Below are 16,703 nucleotides of genomic sequence, written 5' to 3'. Positions count from 1 at the left end.
CGCTCACGGCAGCTCTGCTTCGACCCGATCGCGGCCAGCCTGTTTGGCCGCGTAAACACCGGAGTCGGCACGAAGCAGCAAGGCATCGGCGCCCTCTCCCGGGCGCCAGCCGGCCACACCAAAACTGGCCGTCACCTGGCCCACGCCCTCCACTTCGACACTGCGCACCCCCTGCCACAACTCCAGCGCCAGGGAATGCGCTTGTTCGGCGTCGCTGCCCGGGCATAACACCATGAACTCCTCACCGCCCAAACGACAGAACACGTCGGTGCGCCGCAAGCGCTGACCGATGCGCTGGCACAGGCTGCGTAACACGTGGTCACCCACGGCATGTCCGAACTGGTCATTGATGCGCTTGAAGTGATCGATATCCAGCATGATCACCGCCAGATCCAGCTGATCGCGTTGAGCGCGCTCAAGCTCGGTCTTCAAGCGTTCCTGGAAGTAGCGGCGGTTATGAATGCCCGTCAACGCATCCGTCACCGACAGCGCGCGCAACTCTTCCTCAACACGTTTCAGGTCCGAGATATCGGTCAGGTAACCGTGCCAGAGCGTGCTGCCATCCTCTTCCGGCTCCGGTGTCGCCTCCCCCCGCACCCAACGCTGCCCAGCCTCAGGCAGCAACACCCGGTATTCCTCACGCCACGGCGTCATATGGTCGGCCGAAAAGCGGATAGAGGTCCGCACACGCAGCAGATCATCCGGGTGGATGCGCTCAAACACCGCAGTAGCGTCCTGGCGCAACTGCTCGGGCTCAAGTTCGTAGATGTCTCGCAGCCCTTCACTGGCGTAGGTGAAGCAAGAGCTGCCGTCGGTTCGCAGGCGAAATTGATAGATCCCGCCTGGCACCTCGGCACTGAGCTTGTCCAGCAGGCGGTCACGGGCGGCCAGCGCATCATGCACGCGCTTGCGCTCGGTGACATCGATGCAGATCGCCAGGTGGCCAACCCACAGGCCGTGCTCATCGAGCACCGCCGTCACCAGCATATTGGCCAACAGGTGGCTGCCGTCTTTGCGCTGCAGTGTCCATTCGCCCGCCTCGTTGCCACCTTCCTGAACGGTCTGCGCGAAGATGGCCTGGGCCGGGGTGATGTCGCGGCCGTAGCGCTGCGTCAGCTCCCGCGCCCGACGCTGCAGCTCTTGAGGCGAGATCAACGCCTCCAGGGTCAGACTGCCCACTGCTTCGGCGCTGCTGTAGCCAAGCATGCGCTCGGCGCCAGCATTGAACATGCTGACCACGCCGCGCAGGTTGGTGGCAATGATCGCGACCTGGGTCGCGGCATCCAGCACACTGCGCAGCTGGTTGTGGGTTGTGCGCAAGGAGCTCTCACTGACGCGCAGCTCGCCGGTACGCTGCTCCACCAGGGTCAATGCGCGTTGCCGCTGGCTGAACAAGCTGAACAGCAAGGCACTGAGCATCACACTGAGCAAGCCGCCAAGAAACACCACAGCCGTGACGGCCGAAGAGCGGTTGGCCTGCATGAAGGCCTGGCTTGGGCGGATGTCGAGCTGATAATCGTGATCGGCCAGGTGCAACAAGTGAGTAGCCGCCAGCGGCGAAGCGGCGCCCTTGTTGTCCGATTGGAATAACACTTCGTGTTGAGCATCCGGCCCGGACAAGTCGCGAATACGCACTACCAGATTGTCCTGGGCGGTATTGGGCAAGCCCTCGGCCATCAACTGACGCACGCTGATCACCGCCATGACGTAGCCCTGAGGTTCAGGCGATGGATTGAGCGGGGAAAACACTGGCGCCACCATCAGCACACCACGGGCATAGGCGGGATCGACATCGGCAAGGTTCAGCGGTGCCGAGACCGCCATGCTGCCCGGCTTGGAGGCGCGCTGCAGGGTGTCCTCACGCAGGGGTTGCGAGAGCAGATCCAAGCCGAATGGCTGACGCTGCGGGCCTAAGGCCTGGGTAAACAGCACCGGGTAATACTGCGCCCGCGCGGGCGATACCGACAAATCGCCGCGATCGGACAGCTGTCGAATCGCGTAGGAAATCCCCAGGACCTGGCTCGCGCGCTGCTCGAACTCTGCACGCGCTGCACCCGGCACCCGCGGCGCCCAGGAATAGGCTTGGGTGCGGTGCAACAACGGACGGGCATAGCCATTGAATTCGTCGAGGGTAATTTCGTTGGCATACACAAAGAACCGGCGCAACCCATCCAGGCGTTGCACCTGATCCTCGAAGCGTTCTTCGATACGACTGTAACGCTCGCTGGCCAGCAACTCGAAGCGTTGACGCAGCTGTTGTCGGTACAACTCGTAGGTTGCCAACGCCAGAAACGCGGTCAACAGTCCGCCGACGGCCAATGCCACAAGGGCAACCAGCCAGGCGGACACTTCTTCGCTGAGAAAGCCGAGCATTTTTGGACGAACGCCATGCATCGACATAGTTGATTGCACTCATAACGCCAGCATTGTGCGTTTGCCAAAACCTCCCTCAGTTATAGCTATTCGCCACTAATCAAGCAATCTGCAACCCAGCACAAGCGCGCACTTAACGTGCTTGAATGCGCCACGCCCGGTGAATCTTGCTGTTACGGGCAAAATCCGGGTCCAGGGTCTGGGCACTGATTTCTTCTACCGCGTACCGCTCGGCCAGACGCTCGTCGAGCTGGAACTTGCGGAAGTTGTTGGAGAAATACAGCACGCCGCCCGGCGCCAAGCGCGCGATGGCCAGATCGAGCAATTCGACGTGGTCACGCTGAACGTCGAAAACACCTTCCATGCGCTTGGAGTTGGAGAAGGTCGGCGGGTCGATAAAGATCAGGTCAAACTCGTCACGGCAGGCTTGCAGCCAGGCCATCACATCACCCTGCTCCAGGCGGTTCTTGTCGGAGAAGCCGTTGAGCGACAGGTTGCGTCGTGCCCAATCCAGGTAAGTACGCGACAGGTCAACGCTGGTGGTGCTGCGCGCGCCGCCTTTGGCGGCGTGTACAGAGGCCGTTGCGGTGTAGCAGAACAGGTTGAGGAAACGCTTGCCCGCCGCCTCACGCTGGATGCGCATGCGCATCGGCCGGTGGTCGAGGAACAAGCCGGTGTCCAGGTAATCGGTGAGGTTGACCAGCAGTTTGACACCGCCCTCGCTGACTTCGAGGAATTGCCCCTGAGTGCTCTGGCGTTCGTACTGACGGGTGCCGCTCTGGCGTTCACGGCGCTTGACCACCACCCGGCTCTGGTCGATACCCAATGCCTGGGGAATTGCAGCCAAGGCATCGAACAAGCGAGCCTGGGCCTTCTCCGGGTCGACTGAACGCGGAGCGGCATATTCCTGCACGTGCACCCAGTCCTGATACAGATCGATTGCCAGGGCGTACTCCGGCATATCGGCGTCATACAGGCGATAGCAGCTGACCTGCTCGCGCTTGGCCCATTTGCCCAGCTGCTTGAGGTTCTTTTGCAAACGGTTGGCGAACATCTGCCCGCCTTCACTCAAGCGTGCCGGTTCACTGGCCACTGCTGCAGCACTGCGCGGGGTGTCATTGCCCTGGGCGTCACGCTCAGGCTGACGGCGTTCGCCAGTGACAAACTGGTCCGGCTGCACTTTGATCAGCAACAACTTGCACGGCAGCGCGCCGTTCCAGAACGCGTACTGCTTGTGACTGCGAATGCCCATGCGTTTGCCCAGGTCCGGAGCACCGGTAAACACCGCCGCCTCCCAGTTCAGGCACGATTGACGCAAGCGCTCGCCGAGGTTCTGGTAGAGGTAGAGCAGGCTGGCTTCATCACCCAGGCGCTCGCCGTAGGGTGGGTTGCAGATCACCAGGCCTTTCTGGTTCTGGTCAGGACGCGGCTCAAAACTGCCCACTTCCCCTTGATAGATCTTGACCCAGTCACTGAGCCCGGCACGTTCGACGTTGTTGCGACCCGGCTGGATCAACCGTGGGTCGGCCTCGTAGCCACGGATCCACAACGGTGGCCGGGCAAGCCCCGCCTGCGCCCGCGCCTGGGCCTCATCGTGCAGCTTGCGCCACAGCGCCGGCACATGGCCCAACCAGGCACTGAAGCCCCAGCGCTCACGCTTGAGGTTAGGGGCGATGTCGGCAGCAATCATCGCTGCCTCCACCAAAAAGGTGCCCACACCGCACATCGGGTCAGCCAGCGCACCGCCTTCAGCGGCAATACGCGGCCAGCCCGCACGAATCAGCACGGCGGCGGCAAGGTTTTCCTTGAGCGGCGCGGCGCCTTGCTGCAGGCGGTAACCGCGCTGGTGCAAGCTGTGCCCGGAGAGGTCCAGCGACAGGATGGCTTCGCCTCGATCCAGGCGCAGGTGCACGCGCAGATCCGGATTGAGCTTGTCGACCGACGGGCGCTCGCCTTCACGGGTGCGCAGCTTGTCGACAATGGCATCCTTGACCTTGAGGGCACCGAAATGGGTGTTGTCGATGCCGGAGCCGTGGCCGCTGAATTCGACAGCCAGCGAGCCACTGGCTTCCAGATGGTCTTGCCACTCCACCTCGTGCACGCCGTCGTACAGGTCGTCGGCGTTCTTCATGTTGAAGCGCTTGAGCACCAGCAACACACGGTTGCCCAGGCGTGACCATAGGCACAAGCGGTAGGCAGTTTCCATGTCGGCCGAGCCGCGGATGGCCGAGGTGTGTTCACGCACCTCTTCAAGGCCAAGGCCACGCGCCTCTTCGGCAAGCAGGCTTTCAAGGCCTTTGGGGCAGGTTAGGTAGAGTTCGAAACGGTCCGACATGTGGTATCCAGTGCCTTGAGCAATAAGTGGAGGGCAAGCGCATTGCCTTCCTGTGTTTAATCGAGCGCCGTTCCAGCGAGCGCTCGAATGGCACTGCAAGCGTGCCGGGCCACCCGGGCATCCAGACCTTTTGCCAGGGGCAGAAACGTCTTTGATTACCGGGCAGAATGAAAATTTCATGACGAGCCGGGTGAAAAATGACCCTTCGTCGTATTGACAGCCTTGTTACAAATTATCACCAGGCAATGGCCAAGTGACTTCAACGCCGATCAAACCCTGATCATAGCGGGCTTTTCGTCCCGTCCTGGGCCGAAGCATTTATTTACTTATCCTTTGACCCTAGGAAAGGTTACGCCCTTATGACAAAACGATCATTCACACTGTGTCGTGCATTGGTTAGAACTCATCTCAGGTTGTCACCGCAACGGGGCAACACTTCTGCTCGCCACGCCGGCAGCGAGCGCACACCGGCAGAACGATTCTGCCCGGCCTCAGACGAGGCCGACGGGACATTACAGTCAACAAGTGAGGGCAACACCCTATGAGAAGACTTAAGCGTGATCCGTTGGAAAAAGCATTTACACGAGGCTACCACTATGGGGTTGCCGGCAAATCCCGCGAGCTTTGCCCTTTTACTCTACCGTCGGTACGCCAAGCCTGGATTAACGGCTGGCGCGAAGGACGTGGCGACAACTGGGACGGTATGACCGGCACTGCGGGTATACACAGACTCAACGAACTTCACGCCGTTGGCTGAACGAGGATCTGAATTCATTCACCATGCGCGCCCCATCCGGGCGGCGGGCTAAGGCCCAGGGGCCCCTTCAAGGGGCCCTTTTTTATCCCTGCGATTCAGCGCCCCATGGCAGCGATGGCATCTACCGACTCACGGATCAGCGCCGGGCCCTTGTAGATGAAGCCCGAGTAGATCTGCACCAGGCTGGCGCCAGCGGCGATCTTCTCAGCGGCATGCTTGCCCTCGGTGATGCCACCGGCGGCAATGATCGGCAGTTTCCCACCCAACTCAGCCGACAGCACCTTGACGATATGGGTGCTCTTTTCCAGCACCGGCGCACCGGACAAACCACCAGCTTCATCACCATGTGGCAAGCCTTCGACCCCTTCGCGACCGAGGGTGGTGTTGGTGGCAATGACTGCATCCATGCCCGATTCGATCAGCGCCGCGGCTACCAGAGCGGTTTCTTCGTCGCTCATGTCGGGGGCAATCTTGATCGCCAGGGGCACGTGCTTGCCATATTGCCCAGCCAGTTGCCCGCGGCGCTCAGCCAGGGCATCGAGCAACTGCTTGAGCGAATCGCCGAACTGCAGGCTGCGCAGGCCCGGGGTATTGGGCGAGCTGACGTTGACGGTGATGTAGCTGGCCTGGTTATAGACCTTGTCCAGGCAGATCAAGTAGTCGTCTACTGCACGCTCGACCGGGGTGTCGAAGTTCTTGCCGATATTGATGCCCAACACACCACGGTACTTGGCCGCCTGCACCCGGTTGAGCAGGTTGTCCACACCCAGGTTGTTGAAGCCCATGCGGTTGATGATCGCCTCTGCCTCGGGCAGACGGAACAGGCGCGGCTTGGGGTTGCCAGGCTGAGGGCGCGGGGTGACCGTGCCGATTTCGACAAAGCCGAAACCCAACTGGGCAAAACCGTCGATGGCCGCGCCATTTTTGTCCAGGCCTGCCGCCAGGCCAACCGGGTTGGCGAACTCCAGGCCCATTACCGTGACCGGCAACGAGGCCGGGGCCTTGGTCAGCAGCCCGTTCAAACCCAGACGGCCACCGGCGCCGATCAGGTCAAGGGACAGGTCGTGGGAGGTCTCCGGGGAGAGCTTGAACAACAGCTGGCGGGCCAGGGTATACATGGGCGGGCTTAGCTCGACGTGAGTGAGGGGGCGATTATATAGACGGCGCGGTCCGGGGGACAGCGCCGCCTTGGCATATGGGTTGCTTTGTTGACCTGTAACACCGGCTCCGCACGCGACCCGGCCCGCCCTCCGACACAGGCGCGACACTGTGAACAACGACACCCCCACCACCCCACTGGCCTGGGTCAACGGCAGCGATGCGCCGGAAAAGCACAGCCTGAACATCGGCTTCATGGCGTTGAGCGACTGCGCCTCCGTGGTCGTCGCTGCGACCCAGGGCTTCGCCCAGCCCTACGGCCTGAGCCTGAACCTCAAGCGCCAGAGTTCCTGGGCCGGCCTGCGCGACAAACTGGTCAGCGGCGAGCTGGATGCTGCCCACTGCCTGTACGGCCTGGTTTACGCCGTGCACCTGGGGATTGGTGGTACCGGCGCAACGGATATGTCCGTGCTGATGGGCCTGAACCAAAACGCCCAAGGCATCAATCTGTCCTCTGCCCTGCAGCGCAAAGGCGTGACCCGCCCTGAAGCGCTGGAGCGTTTCGTGCACCAAAGCGGCACAAAACTCACCTTCGCCCAAACCTTTCCGACCGGCACACATGCCATGTGGCTGTATTACTGGCTCGCCAGCCAGGGCATCCACCCGCTCCATGACGTCAACAGCGTGGTTGTGCCCCCCGCGCAAATGCTCACCCATTTGCAGGCTGGGCGCATCGACGGTTTCTGCGTTGGCGAGCCCTGGTCAGCCGATGCGATCGAACAGGGCCAAGGTTTTACCCTGGCCACCAGCCAGTCAATCTGGCCTGATCACCCGGAAAAAGTCCTTGCCTGCACGCGCAGCTTTGTCGAGCAGTACCCCAACACCGCCAGGGCGCTGATCAAGGCCATCCTCGCCGCCAGCCGGTTCATTGAGCAGAGCCCGGAGAATCGCCGCAGCACCGCGCAATTGCTCAGCGGCAAGGCCTACCTGAACAGCCCACTGAACAGTATCGAACCGCGCCTGCTCGGCCATTACCACGACGGTCTGGGCAATCACTGGCACGACCCGCATGCCTTGCGCCTGCACGACCATGGCCGGGCCAACCTGCCTTACCTGTCTGACGGCATGTGGTTCATGACCCAGTTCCGCCGCTGGGGCCTGTTGCGCGAAGACCCTGACTACCTGGCCGTGGCCAGCCAGGTGCAACAATTGGCCCTGTACCGTGACGCCGCCACTGCCATTGGCGTGCCCTGCACAGAACAAAACATGCGCCGTAGCCAACTGATCGATGGCCGCTACTGGGACGGTAGCGACCCTGCCGCTTACGCCCGCAGCTTCGCCCTGCATGCGCTGGCCGAAACGCCCGCTGCCCTTGCCCGTCGCTGATAAGGAGACGCCCCGATGCTGCGAATCCTGTTGATCGATGACACCGAGAAAAAAGTCGGGCGCCTGAAGGCCGCACTGGTTGAAGCCGGCTTTGAAGTGATCGAGGCGTCAGGGCTGACCATCGACCTGCCAGCCCGCGTCGAATTGGTGCACCCAGACGTAGTGCTGATCGATACCGAGTCACCGGGCCGGGATGTCATGGAACAAGTGATCCTGGTCAGCCGCGACCAACCGCGCCCGATTGTCATGTTCACTGACGAGCATGATCCAGGCGTAATGCGCCAGGCGATCAAGGCCGGGGTCAGCGCCTACATCGTGGAAGGCATCCATGCCGCGCGCCTGCAGCCGATACTCGACGTGGCCATGGCGCGCTTTGAAAGCGACCAGGCACTCAAGGCCCAACTGCAAGCACGCGACCAGCAACTGGCCGAACGCAAGCGCATCGAGTTGGCCAAAGGCCTGCTGATGAAAATGAAAGACTGCAACGAAGAGCAGGCTTACACCTTGATGCGCCGCCAGGCCATGAGCAAACAGCAGAAACTGATCCAGGTCGCCGAACAGATCATCGCCATGAGCGATTTACTCGGCTAACGCCTGTAGGAGCGGGCTTGCCCCGCGATAGCCAGCGTTCAGGCACACCGCAATCGCGGGGCAAGCCCGCTCCCACCGTGGACTCCCAGACGTTCTGGCCCGGGTTTTGCTGAGCATTGAGTACAGGTAGCCAACGGCGGTTGCCCCCTTACACGACAAAGACGTCGCACTCCCCTCGCAGCAGCGAGCCGGATGGCGACGTCTTTTTCGTTTCTTCCCCTTGGGTGTAACGCTTAACGAGGTGTTCGATGAATACGAGTTTCTGGAAGTCCGGGCATATCCCCACGCTGTTCGCCGCCTTTCTGTATTTCGACCTCAGCTTCATGGTCTGGTACCTGCTCGGCCCCATGGCGGTGCAGATTGCCACCGACCTGCAACTGACCACCCAACAACGCGGCCTGATGGTCGCCACGCCGATTCTGGCCGGTGCCATCCTGCGCTTTGGCATGGGCATTCTGGTGGATCGCCTGTCACCGAAAACCGCCGGCCTGATTGGCCAGGTGATCGTCATCATTGCCCTGTTCTGCGCCTGGAACCTGGGGATTCACAGCTATGAGCACGCCTTGTTGCTCGGGGTGTTCCTCGGCGTTGCCGGTGCCTCCTTCGCCGTGTCTCTGCCACTGGCTTCGCAGTGGTACCCCGCGCAACACCAGGGCAAGGCCATGGGTATCGCTGGCGCCGGTAACTCCGGCACCGTGTTCGCTGCCCTCCTGGCACCGGTGCTGGCTGCCAGCTTTGGCTGGAACAACGTGTTCGGCTTTGCCGTGATCCCACTGGTATTGACCCTGGTGCTGTTCGCCCTGCTGGCACGCAATGCGCCACAACGCCCAAAACCCAAGGCCATGGCCGACTACCTCAAAGCCCTGGGAGATCGCGACAGCTGGTGGTTCATGTTTTTCTACAGCGTCACCTTTGGTGGTTTCATCGGCCTGGCCAGCGCCCTGCCCGGCTACTTCAATGACCAGTACGGCCTGAGCCCGGTCACCGCAGGCTATTACACCGCCGCCTGCGTATTCGCTGGCAGCCTGATGCGCCCACTGGGTGGCGCCCTGGCCGATCGCTTCGGGGGCATCCGCACGCTGCTGGCAATGTATACCGTCGCCGCGCTGTGCATCGCCGCAGTCGGCTTCAACCTGCCCAGCTCGGTCGCGGCCTTGGCCTTGTTCGTCAGCGCCATGCTCGGTCTTGGTGCGGGTAACGGCGCGGTATTCCAGCTGGTGCCGCAACGCTTTCGTCAGGAAATCGGGGTCATGACTGGCCTGATCGGCATGGCCGGCGGGATCGGCGGCTTCCTGCTTGCTGCAGGCCTGGGCGCCATCAAGCAGCACAGCGGCGACTACCAACTGGGCTTGTGGTTGTTCGCAAGCCTGGGCGTGCTGGCCTGGTTCGGCCTGATTGGCGTCAAACAACGCTGGCGCACCACCTGGGGCTCGGCTGCAGTCACCGCAGCACGGGTCTGAGGCCGCACCATGAGCCTGCAACTGAGCTTCGCCCAAGCCAGCGCCACAGGGCCGCGGGAAGAGAACCAGGACGCCTTGCGCCTGGTAACGCCAAACCCGGAGCTGGCCGCCAGCAAAGGCTATCTGTTTGCCCTCGCCGACGGCGTCAGCCAATGCGCCGACGGCGGCCTGGCAGCGCGTGCCAGCCTGCAGTCGCTGGCCTTGGACTATTACGCCACGCCACCGACCTGGGGCGTGGCCCAGGCCCTAGACCGCCTGCTGCTGGCGCAGAACCGCTGGTTGCGCGCCAATGGCGGCGGTCAACCCCTGCTCACCACCCTCAGTGCCCTGGTGCTGCGCGGGCGGCGCTTCACCCTCGCGCATGTCGGCGACTGCCGGATCTATCGCTGGTGTGCAGGCCAGTTGCAGCGCATCAGTGAAGATCATGTCTGGGACCAACCGGGCATGCAGCATGTGCTCAAACGCGCCCTGGGCCTTGATCAGCACCTGCAGGTCGACTATCTGGAAGGCGACCTGCACGCCGGAGAATGTTTCGTGCTGCTCAGCGATGGCGTCTGGGCCAGCCTCAGCGAGTCGCAAATCAGGGCGGTGCTGCGTGAACAGATCGACCTGCAGGACGCAGCCCAGACGCTGGTCAGCTCCGCCCATCACAGCGGCAGCCAGGACAACGCCAGCGCCCTGCTGGTGCGCATCGACCACCTGGGCGAAAGCAACCTCGGCGACTCGCTGGCGCAGTTGCAGCAATGGCCGCTGCCGGATACCTTGCGCAACGGCCAATCCATCGACGGCTGGAGCGTGGCGCAACTGCTCAATCAAAGCCGGCAATCACTGCTCTACCGCGTCCATGACCACCAGCAAATCGCCTGGCTGTTGAAGACCCTGCCCACCCCACGCGAGAACGAACCGGGCGCAGTGCAAAGCCTGCTGCTCGAAGAATGGTTCTTGCGCCGGGTTGCCGGGCGCTACTTCCCGGAAGTACACCCAGCCAGTCAACGCCAGCACCTGTACTACCTGATGCGCGAATACCCAGGACAAACATTGGCGCAGTTGTTCCAGCGTAATGGCCCGCTCCCCCTGGCGCAGTGGCAATCGTTGGCCCAACAGCTGTTACAGGCCGTGGGCCTGCTGCACCGGCGCAACATCCTGCATCGCGACATCAAGCCGGAGAACCTGCACCTGGGTGATGACGGCCAACTGCGCCTGCTGGATTTTGGCTTAGCCTTCTGCCCCGGGCTCTCTGAAGACCGCGCCCATGAACTGCCGGGCACTCCGTCATTCATTGCCCCGGAAGCCTTCGACGGCGAGCCGCCCAGCGCCCAACAGGATCTGTACAGCGTAGGCGTCACGCTGTTCTACCTGCTGACCGGCCATTACCCCTACGGCGAGATCGAAGCGTTTCAACGCCCACGTTTCAGCCAACCGGCCAGCGCAGCGCGGCACCGTCCCGACCTGCCCGAATGGCTGGAACACAACCTTGAGCAAGCACTGCTTGCCGACCCGCAACAACGTTTTGAAACCGCCGAACAATGGCTTTTGCTGCTGGAACAAGGCGAACGCCAGCACCTGTCAGTCCGCCCTCGCCCGCTACTTGAGCGCGAACCGTTGAAGGTCTGGCGTGGCCTGGCGCTCATGTCGCTGTTACTCAACCTGATCCTGCTGATCTGCCTGCTAAAAGGCTGACAGCGCCCTTTGCCGATGAGGAAAACCCGATGAATGCAAAAGTCTGGCTGATAGGTGCTGGTCCTGGCGACCCGGAGCTGTTGACCCTCAAAGCCGTCCGCGCTTTGCACGAAGCCGACGTGGTGCTGATCGATGATCTGGTCAACCCACAAATACTCGCCCACTGCCCTCAGGCGCGGGTCATAGCGGTCGGTAAACGCGGTGGCTGCCGCTCCACACCTCAGGCCTTCATCCAACGCCTGATGCTGCGCTATGCCCGCCAGGGCCGTTGCGTGGCGCGACTCAAAGGCGGTGACCCGTGCATTTTCGGGCGTGGCGGTGAAGAGGCGGCCTGGCTGCAGGCTCACGGCATTGAAACCGAACTGGTCAACGGCATTACCGCAGGGCTGGCCGGTGCCACTCAATGCGGCATTTCCCTGACCTTGCGTGGAGTTAGCCGCGGCGTAACCCTGGTTACCGCACACACCCAGGATGACAGCCCGTTGAACTGGCAGGCGCTGGCTCAGGGCAAGACCACCTTGGTGGTGTACATGGGCGTCAGCAAACTCGGTGAAGTCCAGCAGGGTCTGCTTGCTGGTGGCCTCGCGGCGGACACGCCAGTGGCGATGATCGAGAACGCCTCCCTGCCCCAGCAACGCGAACAGCGCAGCACGCTACTGCACCTGTGTGAAGATGCCGCGCGCTTTGAGCTGCGCAGCCCGGCGATCCTGGTGATCGGTGAAGTGGCTGCCGAGCAGGCACTTACTCAGCTCACTGCTGCAGGCTTTTCCCGGTAGGAGCGGGCTTGCCCCGCGATAGCGATCTTTCAGCCACATCGCCTCGCGGGGCAAGCCCGCTCCCACTGGTAGGGTCGGATGCAGGGTTCCTTTTGCCAAGACAAAAGGGGCCAGCCCAGCCACCCCATCGAATGGATAAGCCCACAGCCCTCAAAGCCAAAGCCAATCCATAAAGCAAAAAAAAGCCCGGCCTAAGCCGGGCTTTTCTGTAGAGCGCTTACCAATTACTTGGCTTGAGCTTCTACTTGTGCTTCTACGCGACGGTTAACAGCGCGACCAGCGTCGGTGGCGTTGTCAGCAACCGGACGGGTTTCACCGTAGCCAACCGACTCAACACGGCTCGATTCTACGCCGTACTGGTTGGTCAGAACCTGCTTAACGGCGTTTGCACGACGCTCAGACAGCTTCTGGTTGTAAGCGTCAGGACCGACGGAGTCAGTGTGACCTTCAACAGTGGTGGTGGTCTGTGGGTACTGCTTCATGAAGTCAGCCAGGTTCTTGATGTCGCCGTAGCTGTTTGGCTTGACGACCGACTTGTCGAAGTCGAACTTGACGTCCAGCTCAACACGTACGACTTCGGCAACAGCCGGGCAGCCGTCAGCGTCAACGGTAACGTTGGCTGGGGTGTCTGGGCACTTGTCGACGTTGTCGCAAACGCCGTCGTTGTCGCTGTCGGAGCAGACTTCAGCAACTGGAGCTGGAGCAGGAGCAACTTTGCCACCGCTACCACCGAAGTTCAGACCCAGACCAACGGTCGGACCCCACTCGGTGTTGCCGTTGTCGATGTTGTACATGGCTTCAACGCCAGCACGGGCGAAGAACATGTCAGTGATGTACCACTTGGCACCAGCGCCCAGGTTGGCGAAGGTGGAGTGGTCACGACCGTTGTTGGTCGCTTGGCCCAGGCTCTCGTGAGCGAAACCAGCGGAAACGTAAGGACGCACTGCGTCGCCAACGGTACCCAGGTGGTAGGTAGCGTCGAGCTTGGCCTTGGAACCTTTGATGTCTTTGTTGAAGAAATCGCCACGGACGTTATGGGTTTCGTTGTAACCCAGGTCCAGCGACAGGTCGTCGGTCAGGAAGTAACCGAGGCGAACACCAGGGTTGGTGCCGTCGTTCTTGAAATTGCGCTCGCTATCGTAGTACTGCTTGGTAACGTTACCTTCGATCTCAACCGCGCCTTGGCCTTGTGCCAGAGCGCCGAGCGAAGTGACGGCTACCAGAGAACCAATGGCCAAGCCCAAGGTGTTTTTCAATTTCATCCGTTAAATCCCCATCTGGTGATAGTTAAGCAGTCCCACCAACATCCGGGGGACAACTCGACGGCAAGTTTAGCAGAACTTGCCGGTACGTTAGAGATATTTGCGCACTACTAAGTTTCAGCAAGGCCCGCAAATTTCTCACGTAGCTTGTCTAGCGCACGTTTGTACCGCATTTTCGTTGCGCTCAGACCCATATGCATGATATCGGCGATTTCCTGGAATTCCAGTTCTGCGACAAATCGTAGCACCAGAATTTCCCGGTCAATCGGATTAACATGCACTAGCCACTTATCCAGCCCACCTTTCTCTTCAGGTTTCGGTGCCTTGTCATCCGAGGCTTCCTCAAGTGGATCAAGACTCAAGGCATCCATCAGTCGACGCTTGCGCCGCTCCTTGCGGTACTGGGTGATGCATTCGTTATAGGTGATGCTGTAGAGCCAGGTTTTGAACTTTGATTTGCCCTCAAAGTTCTTCAGGCCATAGAGCACCTTGAGCATCACCTCCTGACAGACATCATCAGCGTCCCGATCGTTCCCCAGATAACGCGAACACACGTTAAAAAGAGTCCGCTGGTAGCGCCGCATGAGCTCCTCATACGCGCGAGTAACATGAAACAGCTCCTCATGCGAACGCGCCACCAACTCCTCATCAGTGAGCTCGCGGGGGTCGTAACGCATGGGCAGCGAGTGAACTTTATTCAAAACGAATCTGGCCGACAGTCAGGTCAATGTCGCCGCTTACCCCTGCCTGGGGTAATTTCGCGGCGGCATACATTAGCAGGATTACCCGGTTAGCGGCTATTGACTCGCTGCTCGAGGAGAATTCGATTGGACAACGAAACCAATTCGCCATCATCGGTCAGCAGGGTCGTCTTGACCGTGCCGATCTCCTCGATTTGCCCTTCGACCTCTCCAACCTGCACGTATTGGCCCACCTGGTAGAGTTCGCGCACATAAATTCCGGCAAGAATCTGCCCGGCAATTTCGCGGCTACCCAGGCCCATCGCCAAGGCGACGGCCAGACCAACGGTAATCAAACCAATGACGATTACATGGTTGAGCAGGTCGGTTTTGACCTCGAGCTGGCTGATTGCCACTGAAATACTGATGATAATCACCAGGCCCTGGGCGATACGCCCAACGCCGGCGGCGTACTCGAGGCCGATGCCTTCGGCGGCGCCGCGCACCAGGCCATTGACCAGTTGTGCCAGCAGTACACCGGCCAGCAGCACCAGCGCTGCACCGAACACTTTCGGCAAGTACAGGGCCAGCATGTCGAGGGTCGCCGAAACCCGCTCTAGACCAAGCGATTCAGCGGCCGAGACGAGGAAAATCAACAACACGAACCAGTAGACGATTTTGCCGATCAGGGTCGAAATCGGTACCTGGATGCCGACGCGGTCGAGCATTTTGGTCAAGCCGGTGCCGCCCATCAGGCGATCCAGGCCCAGCTTGGCCAACAATTTCGAGAGCAAGGTGTCGAGCAGCTTGGCCACGACAAAACCCAGCAGCACCACAACCAGCGCGCCAAACAGATTGGGGATGAAGTTCGCCACTTTGGTCCACAACGCGGTCATCGCGGCGAGCAAGCTCTGGGTCCAGAGATTCAGTTCCATAGTCAATCGGCCTTATCAGCTTTACGAGCGGTAGCGTTACGGCGGACCGGCGCAACATGCGCCGAGCCGTTGTTGACGGCGATCATCAACGCCTGGCTCCAGCGGCCAAGCAGGCTGAACAGATCGCCCGCACCCACCTGACGGTTGGCGGTTTTCAGGACACGCCCAAGGCAGGCGTCGTCGTCACGGTCGTGACCGGACGGCGAAGCCTTGAGCAGGTCTCGCAGAGATTCTTCAAACGGATCGTGCATGGGCACCTCGCGCAATATCTGTCAAAGACGAGGTGGTCACGGCGCAGGTCACATGAACCCAGTAGACAGTTAATGACCGTACGTTCACCCAATGCACTGCTTTATACCCAGCGCAGACGGCGGAACAACCACCACTGCCCCAGCGCCAGGCCCAATACAATGAGGCTGGCAAAGAGGAAGCCGTAGGGGCTTTCAGCACCGGGAATACCACCGACGTTGATGCCTAGCAGGCCGGTGACAAAGCTCATGGGCAGGAAAATACAGGTGATGATGCCGAAGCGATACATCGTCCGGTTCATTCGCTCGGCCCGGCGCCGGTCTTCACTCTCCAGTACCAGGGCAGCCCGTTCGCGGGTCAGCTCCAGTTCTTCGAGGTAGCGGATCAGGCTGTTGTTCAGCTCGTTCCAGTAATCGCCATCGTCGATCGCGAACCAGCTCCATTTACCGCGCGCCATCTGCGCATAGAGCTCGCGCTGCGGGGCGAGGAAGCGGCGCAGGCCAGCAGCGCGCCGACGGATCTGCTGCAATGAGCCCTGCTCCGGGGCGTATCGCGGGTCGGCTTCGAGCTTTTCTTCTTCCAGATCGACCACTTCCGAGAGGTCGCTGACCAGCGCCTGGACCTTCTCGGTCAGCAACTGCGCCATGCTCAGCAACAGCTCCGAAGCGGTTTTCGGGCCGCGGCCTTCGGCCAACTGCTGGAGCAACTCGTCGCTGGCACGCAACGGCCGCAGACGCAGGGAAATCACCCGTTGCGCCTGGGCGAAGATACGCACCGAGACCATGTCTTCAGGTTCAGCCCCCGGATTGAGGTTGACCCCGCGCAGAAACAGCAGCATTTGCTCTTCCGGCAAGGCCAGCAAGCGTGGGCGGGTGTTTTCCTCAAGGAGCAGGTCGCAGGCAAACTCGCTCAGGCCACTGTCGTCGCGCAGCCAGGTGCGGGTTTGTGGATGACTGCGATCCCAGTGCAGCCAGAGACTTTGCTCAGGCTGCAACTGCAAGTCATCCAGTTCAGTTCGAGCAATCGAACGCGCGCCGCCTTTACCATCGAGCAGCAAGGCATGCACCAGCCCCCACTGCGCGTTCTGTTCCTCGAACATTCCAGCTCCACTTCGCGGTTTG

General features: G+C 61.0%; 14 protein-coding genes. 6 read left to right on the top strand and 8 right to left on the bottom strand.

The window, feature by feature from the left end:
• Positions 1-3: 3 nt before the first annotated feature.
• The gene (locus ACVWSC_RS08970) at positions 4-2,400 is read right to left on the bottom strand and encodes a sensor domain-containing diguanylate cyclase (RefSeq protein ID WP_442113301.1); all 2,397 of its coding nucleotides are present in this window, start codon (positions 2,398-2,400) and stop codon (positions 4-6) included.
• A gap of 106 nt (positions 2,401-2,506) precedes the next feature.
• Entirely contained in the window at positions 2,507-4,708 is a 2,202-nt protein-coding gene (gene rlmKL / locus ACVWSC_RS08965) for a bifunctional 23S rRNA (guanine(2069)-N(7))-methyltransferase RlmK/23S rRNA (guanine(2445)-N(2))-methyltransferase RlmL (protein WP_442113300.1), read from the bottom strand.
• Between the two features lie 541 nt (positions 4,709-5,249).
• Between rlmKL and rmf the strand changes: the two genes are divergently transcribed.
• Positions 5,250-5,465, top strand: coding sequence for a ribosome modulation factor (gene rmf, locus ACVWSC_RS08960; RefSeq protein ID WP_128326123.1), 216 nt, complete (start codon positions 5,250-5,252; stop codon positions 5,463-5,465).
• 95 nt (positions 5,466-5,560) lie between these two features.
• Here the strand turns inward: rmf and ACVWSC_RS08955 are convergent, their stop codons facing one another.
• A complete protein-coding gene (locus tag ACVWSC_RS08955) occupies positions 5,561-6,583 on the bottom strand; it encodes a quinone-dependent dihydroorotate dehydrogenase (RefSeq protein WP_442113299.1) in 1,023 nt (340 codons plus the stop codon).
• Positions 6,584-6,734: 151 nt separating this feature from the next.
• On the opposite strand from ACVWSC_RS08955, the gene ACVWSC_RS08950 reads away from it, so the two are divergent.
• The 5 genes from ACVWSC_RS08950 to cobA all read left to right on the top strand — a co-directional run bounded on the left by ACVWSC_RS08950 (position 6,735) and on the right by cobA (position 12,456).
• Positions 6,735-7,949 carry a CmpA/NrtA family ABC transporter substrate-binding protein gene (locus ACVWSC_RS08950; protein WP_442113298.1) on the top strand — a complete coding sequence of 405 codons (1,215 nt, stop codon included), beginning with the start codon at positions 6,735-6,737 and terminating at the stop codon, positions 7,947-7,949.
• Between the two features lie 15 nt (positions 7,950-7,964).
• Positions 7,965-8,540 carry an ANTAR domain-containing response regulator gene (locus ACVWSC_RS08945; protein ID WP_442113297.1) on the top strand — a complete coding sequence of 192 codons (576 nt, stop codon included), beginning with the start codon at positions 7,965-7,967 and terminating at the stop codon, positions 8,538-8,540.
• Between the two features lie 248 nt (positions 8,541-8,788).
• On the top strand, positions 8,789-10,000 hold the full coding sequence (locus tag ACVWSC_RS08940; RefSeq protein ID WP_442113296.1) for a nitrate/nitrite transporter: 1,212 nt from the start codon (positions 8,789-8,791) through the stop codon (positions 9,998-10,000).
• A gap of 9 nt (positions 10,001-10,009) precedes the next feature.
• Positions 10,010-11,680 (top strand): bifunctional protein-serine/threonine kinase/phosphatase, encoded by a 1,671-nt coding sequence (locus ACVWSC_RS08935; protein ID WP_442113295.1) that lies wholly within the window; start codon positions 10,010-10,012, stop codon positions 11,678-11,680.
• A 29-nt stretch (positions 11,681-11,709) separates the two neighbouring features.
• Positions 11,710-12,456 carry a uroporphyrinogen-III C-methyltransferase gene (gene cobA / locus ACVWSC_RS08930; RefSeq protein WP_442113294.1) on the top strand — a complete coding sequence of 249 codons (747 nt, stop codon included), beginning with the start codon at positions 11,710-11,712 and terminating at the stop codon, positions 12,454-12,456.
• Positions 12,457-12,680: 224 nt separating this feature from the next.
• On the opposite strand, the gene ACVWSC_RS08925 is transcribed toward cobA, so the two are convergent.
• The 5 genes from ACVWSC_RS08925 to ACVWSC_RS08905 form a co-directional block, all read right to left on the bottom strand.
• Positions 12,681-13,718, bottom strand: a complete 1,038-nt coding sequence (locus ACVWSC_RS08925; RefSeq protein ID WP_442113293.1) for an OmpA family protein — start codon at positions 13,716-13,718, stop codon at positions 12,681-12,683.
• Positions 13,719-13,828: 110 nt separating this feature from the next.
• The gene (gene sigX / locus ACVWSC_RS08920; RefSeq protein WP_442113292.1) at positions 13,829-14,395 is read right to left on the bottom strand and encodes an RNA polymerase sigma factor SigX; all 567 of its coding nucleotides are present in this window, start codon (positions 14,393-14,395) and stop codon (positions 13,829-13,831) included.
• Positions 14,396-14,508: 113 nt separating this feature from the next.
• Positions 14,509-15,333, bottom strand: coding sequence for a mechanosensitive ion channel family protein (locus tag ACVWSC_RS08915; protein WP_442113291.1), 825 nt, complete (start codon positions 15,331-15,333; stop codon positions 14,509-14,511).
• A gap of 2 nt (positions 15,334-15,335) precedes the next feature.
• Positions 15,336-15,590, bottom strand: a complete 255-nt coding sequence (locus tag ACVWSC_RS08910) for a CrfX protein (protein ID WP_442113290.1) — start codon at positions 15,588-15,590, stop codon at positions 15,336-15,338.
• 95 nt (positions 15,591-15,685) lie between these two features.
• Positions 15,686-16,681, bottom strand: a complete 996-nt coding sequence (locus ACVWSC_RS08905; RefSeq protein WP_442113289.1) for a zinc transporter ZntB — start codon at positions 16,679-16,681, stop codon at positions 15,686-15,688.
• Positions 16,682-16,703: the final 22 nt, after the last annotated feature.

It is taken from the genome of Pseudomonas sp. NUPR-002 (genome assembly GCF_056322725.1).
The sequence above is the reverse complement of the archived record's forward strand: the minus strand, read 5'-3'. Positions and strand labels throughout refer to the sequence as shown.

Excerpts from the sequence above, each read along its gene's own strand:
- ACVWSC_RS08940 (WP_442113296.1), top strand. The coding sequence starts at position 8,789 with ATGAATACGAGTTTCTGGAAGTCCGGGCATATCCCCACGCTGTTCGCC.
- ACVWSC_RS08945 (WP_442113297.1), top strand. The coding sequence starts at position 7,965 with ATGCTGCGAATCCTGTTGATCGATGACACCGAGAAAAAAGTCGGGCGC.
- cobA (WP_442113294.1), top strand. The coding sequence starts at position 11,710 with ATGAATGCAAAAGTCTGGCTGATAGGTGCTGGTCCTGGCGACCCGGAG.
- ACVWSC_RS08970 (WP_442113301.1), bottom strand. The coding sequence starts at position 2,400 with ATGTCGATGCATGGCGTTCGTCCAAAAATGCTCGGCTTTCTCAGCGAA.
- rlmKL (WP_442113300.1), bottom strand. The coding sequence starts at position 4,708 with ATGTCGGACCGTTTCGAACTCTACCTAACCTGCCCCAAAGGCCTTGAA.
- ACVWSC_RS08915 (WP_442113291.1), bottom strand. The coding sequence starts at position 15,333 with ATGGAACTGAATCTCTGGACCCAGAGCTTGCTCGCCGCGATGACCGCG.
- rmf (WP_128326123.1), top strand. The coding sequence starts at position 5,250 with ATGAGAAGACTTAAGCGTGATCCGTTGGAAAAAGCATTTACACGAGGC.
- ACVWSC_RS08935 (WP_442113295.1), top strand. The coding sequence starts at position 10,010 with ATGAGCCTGCAACTGAGCTTCGCCCAAGCCAGCGCCACAGGGCCGCGG.
- ACVWSC_RS08925 (WP_442113293.1), bottom strand. The coding sequence starts at position 13,718 with ATGAAATTGAAAAACACCTTGGGCTTGGCCATTGGTTCTCTGGTAGCC.
- ACVWSC_RS08905 (WP_442113289.1), bottom strand. The coding sequence starts at position 16,681 with ATGTTCGAGGAACAGAACGCGCAGTGGGGGCTGGTGCATGCCTTGCTG.
- ACVWSC_RS08955 (WP_442113299.1), bottom strand. The coding sequence starts at position 6,583 with ATGTATACCCTGGCCCGCCAGCTGTTGTTCAAGCTCTCCCCGGAGACC.
- sigX (WP_442113292.1), bottom strand. The coding sequence starts at position 14,395 with ATGCGTTACGACCCCCGCGAGCTCACTGATGAGGAGTTGGTGGCGCGT.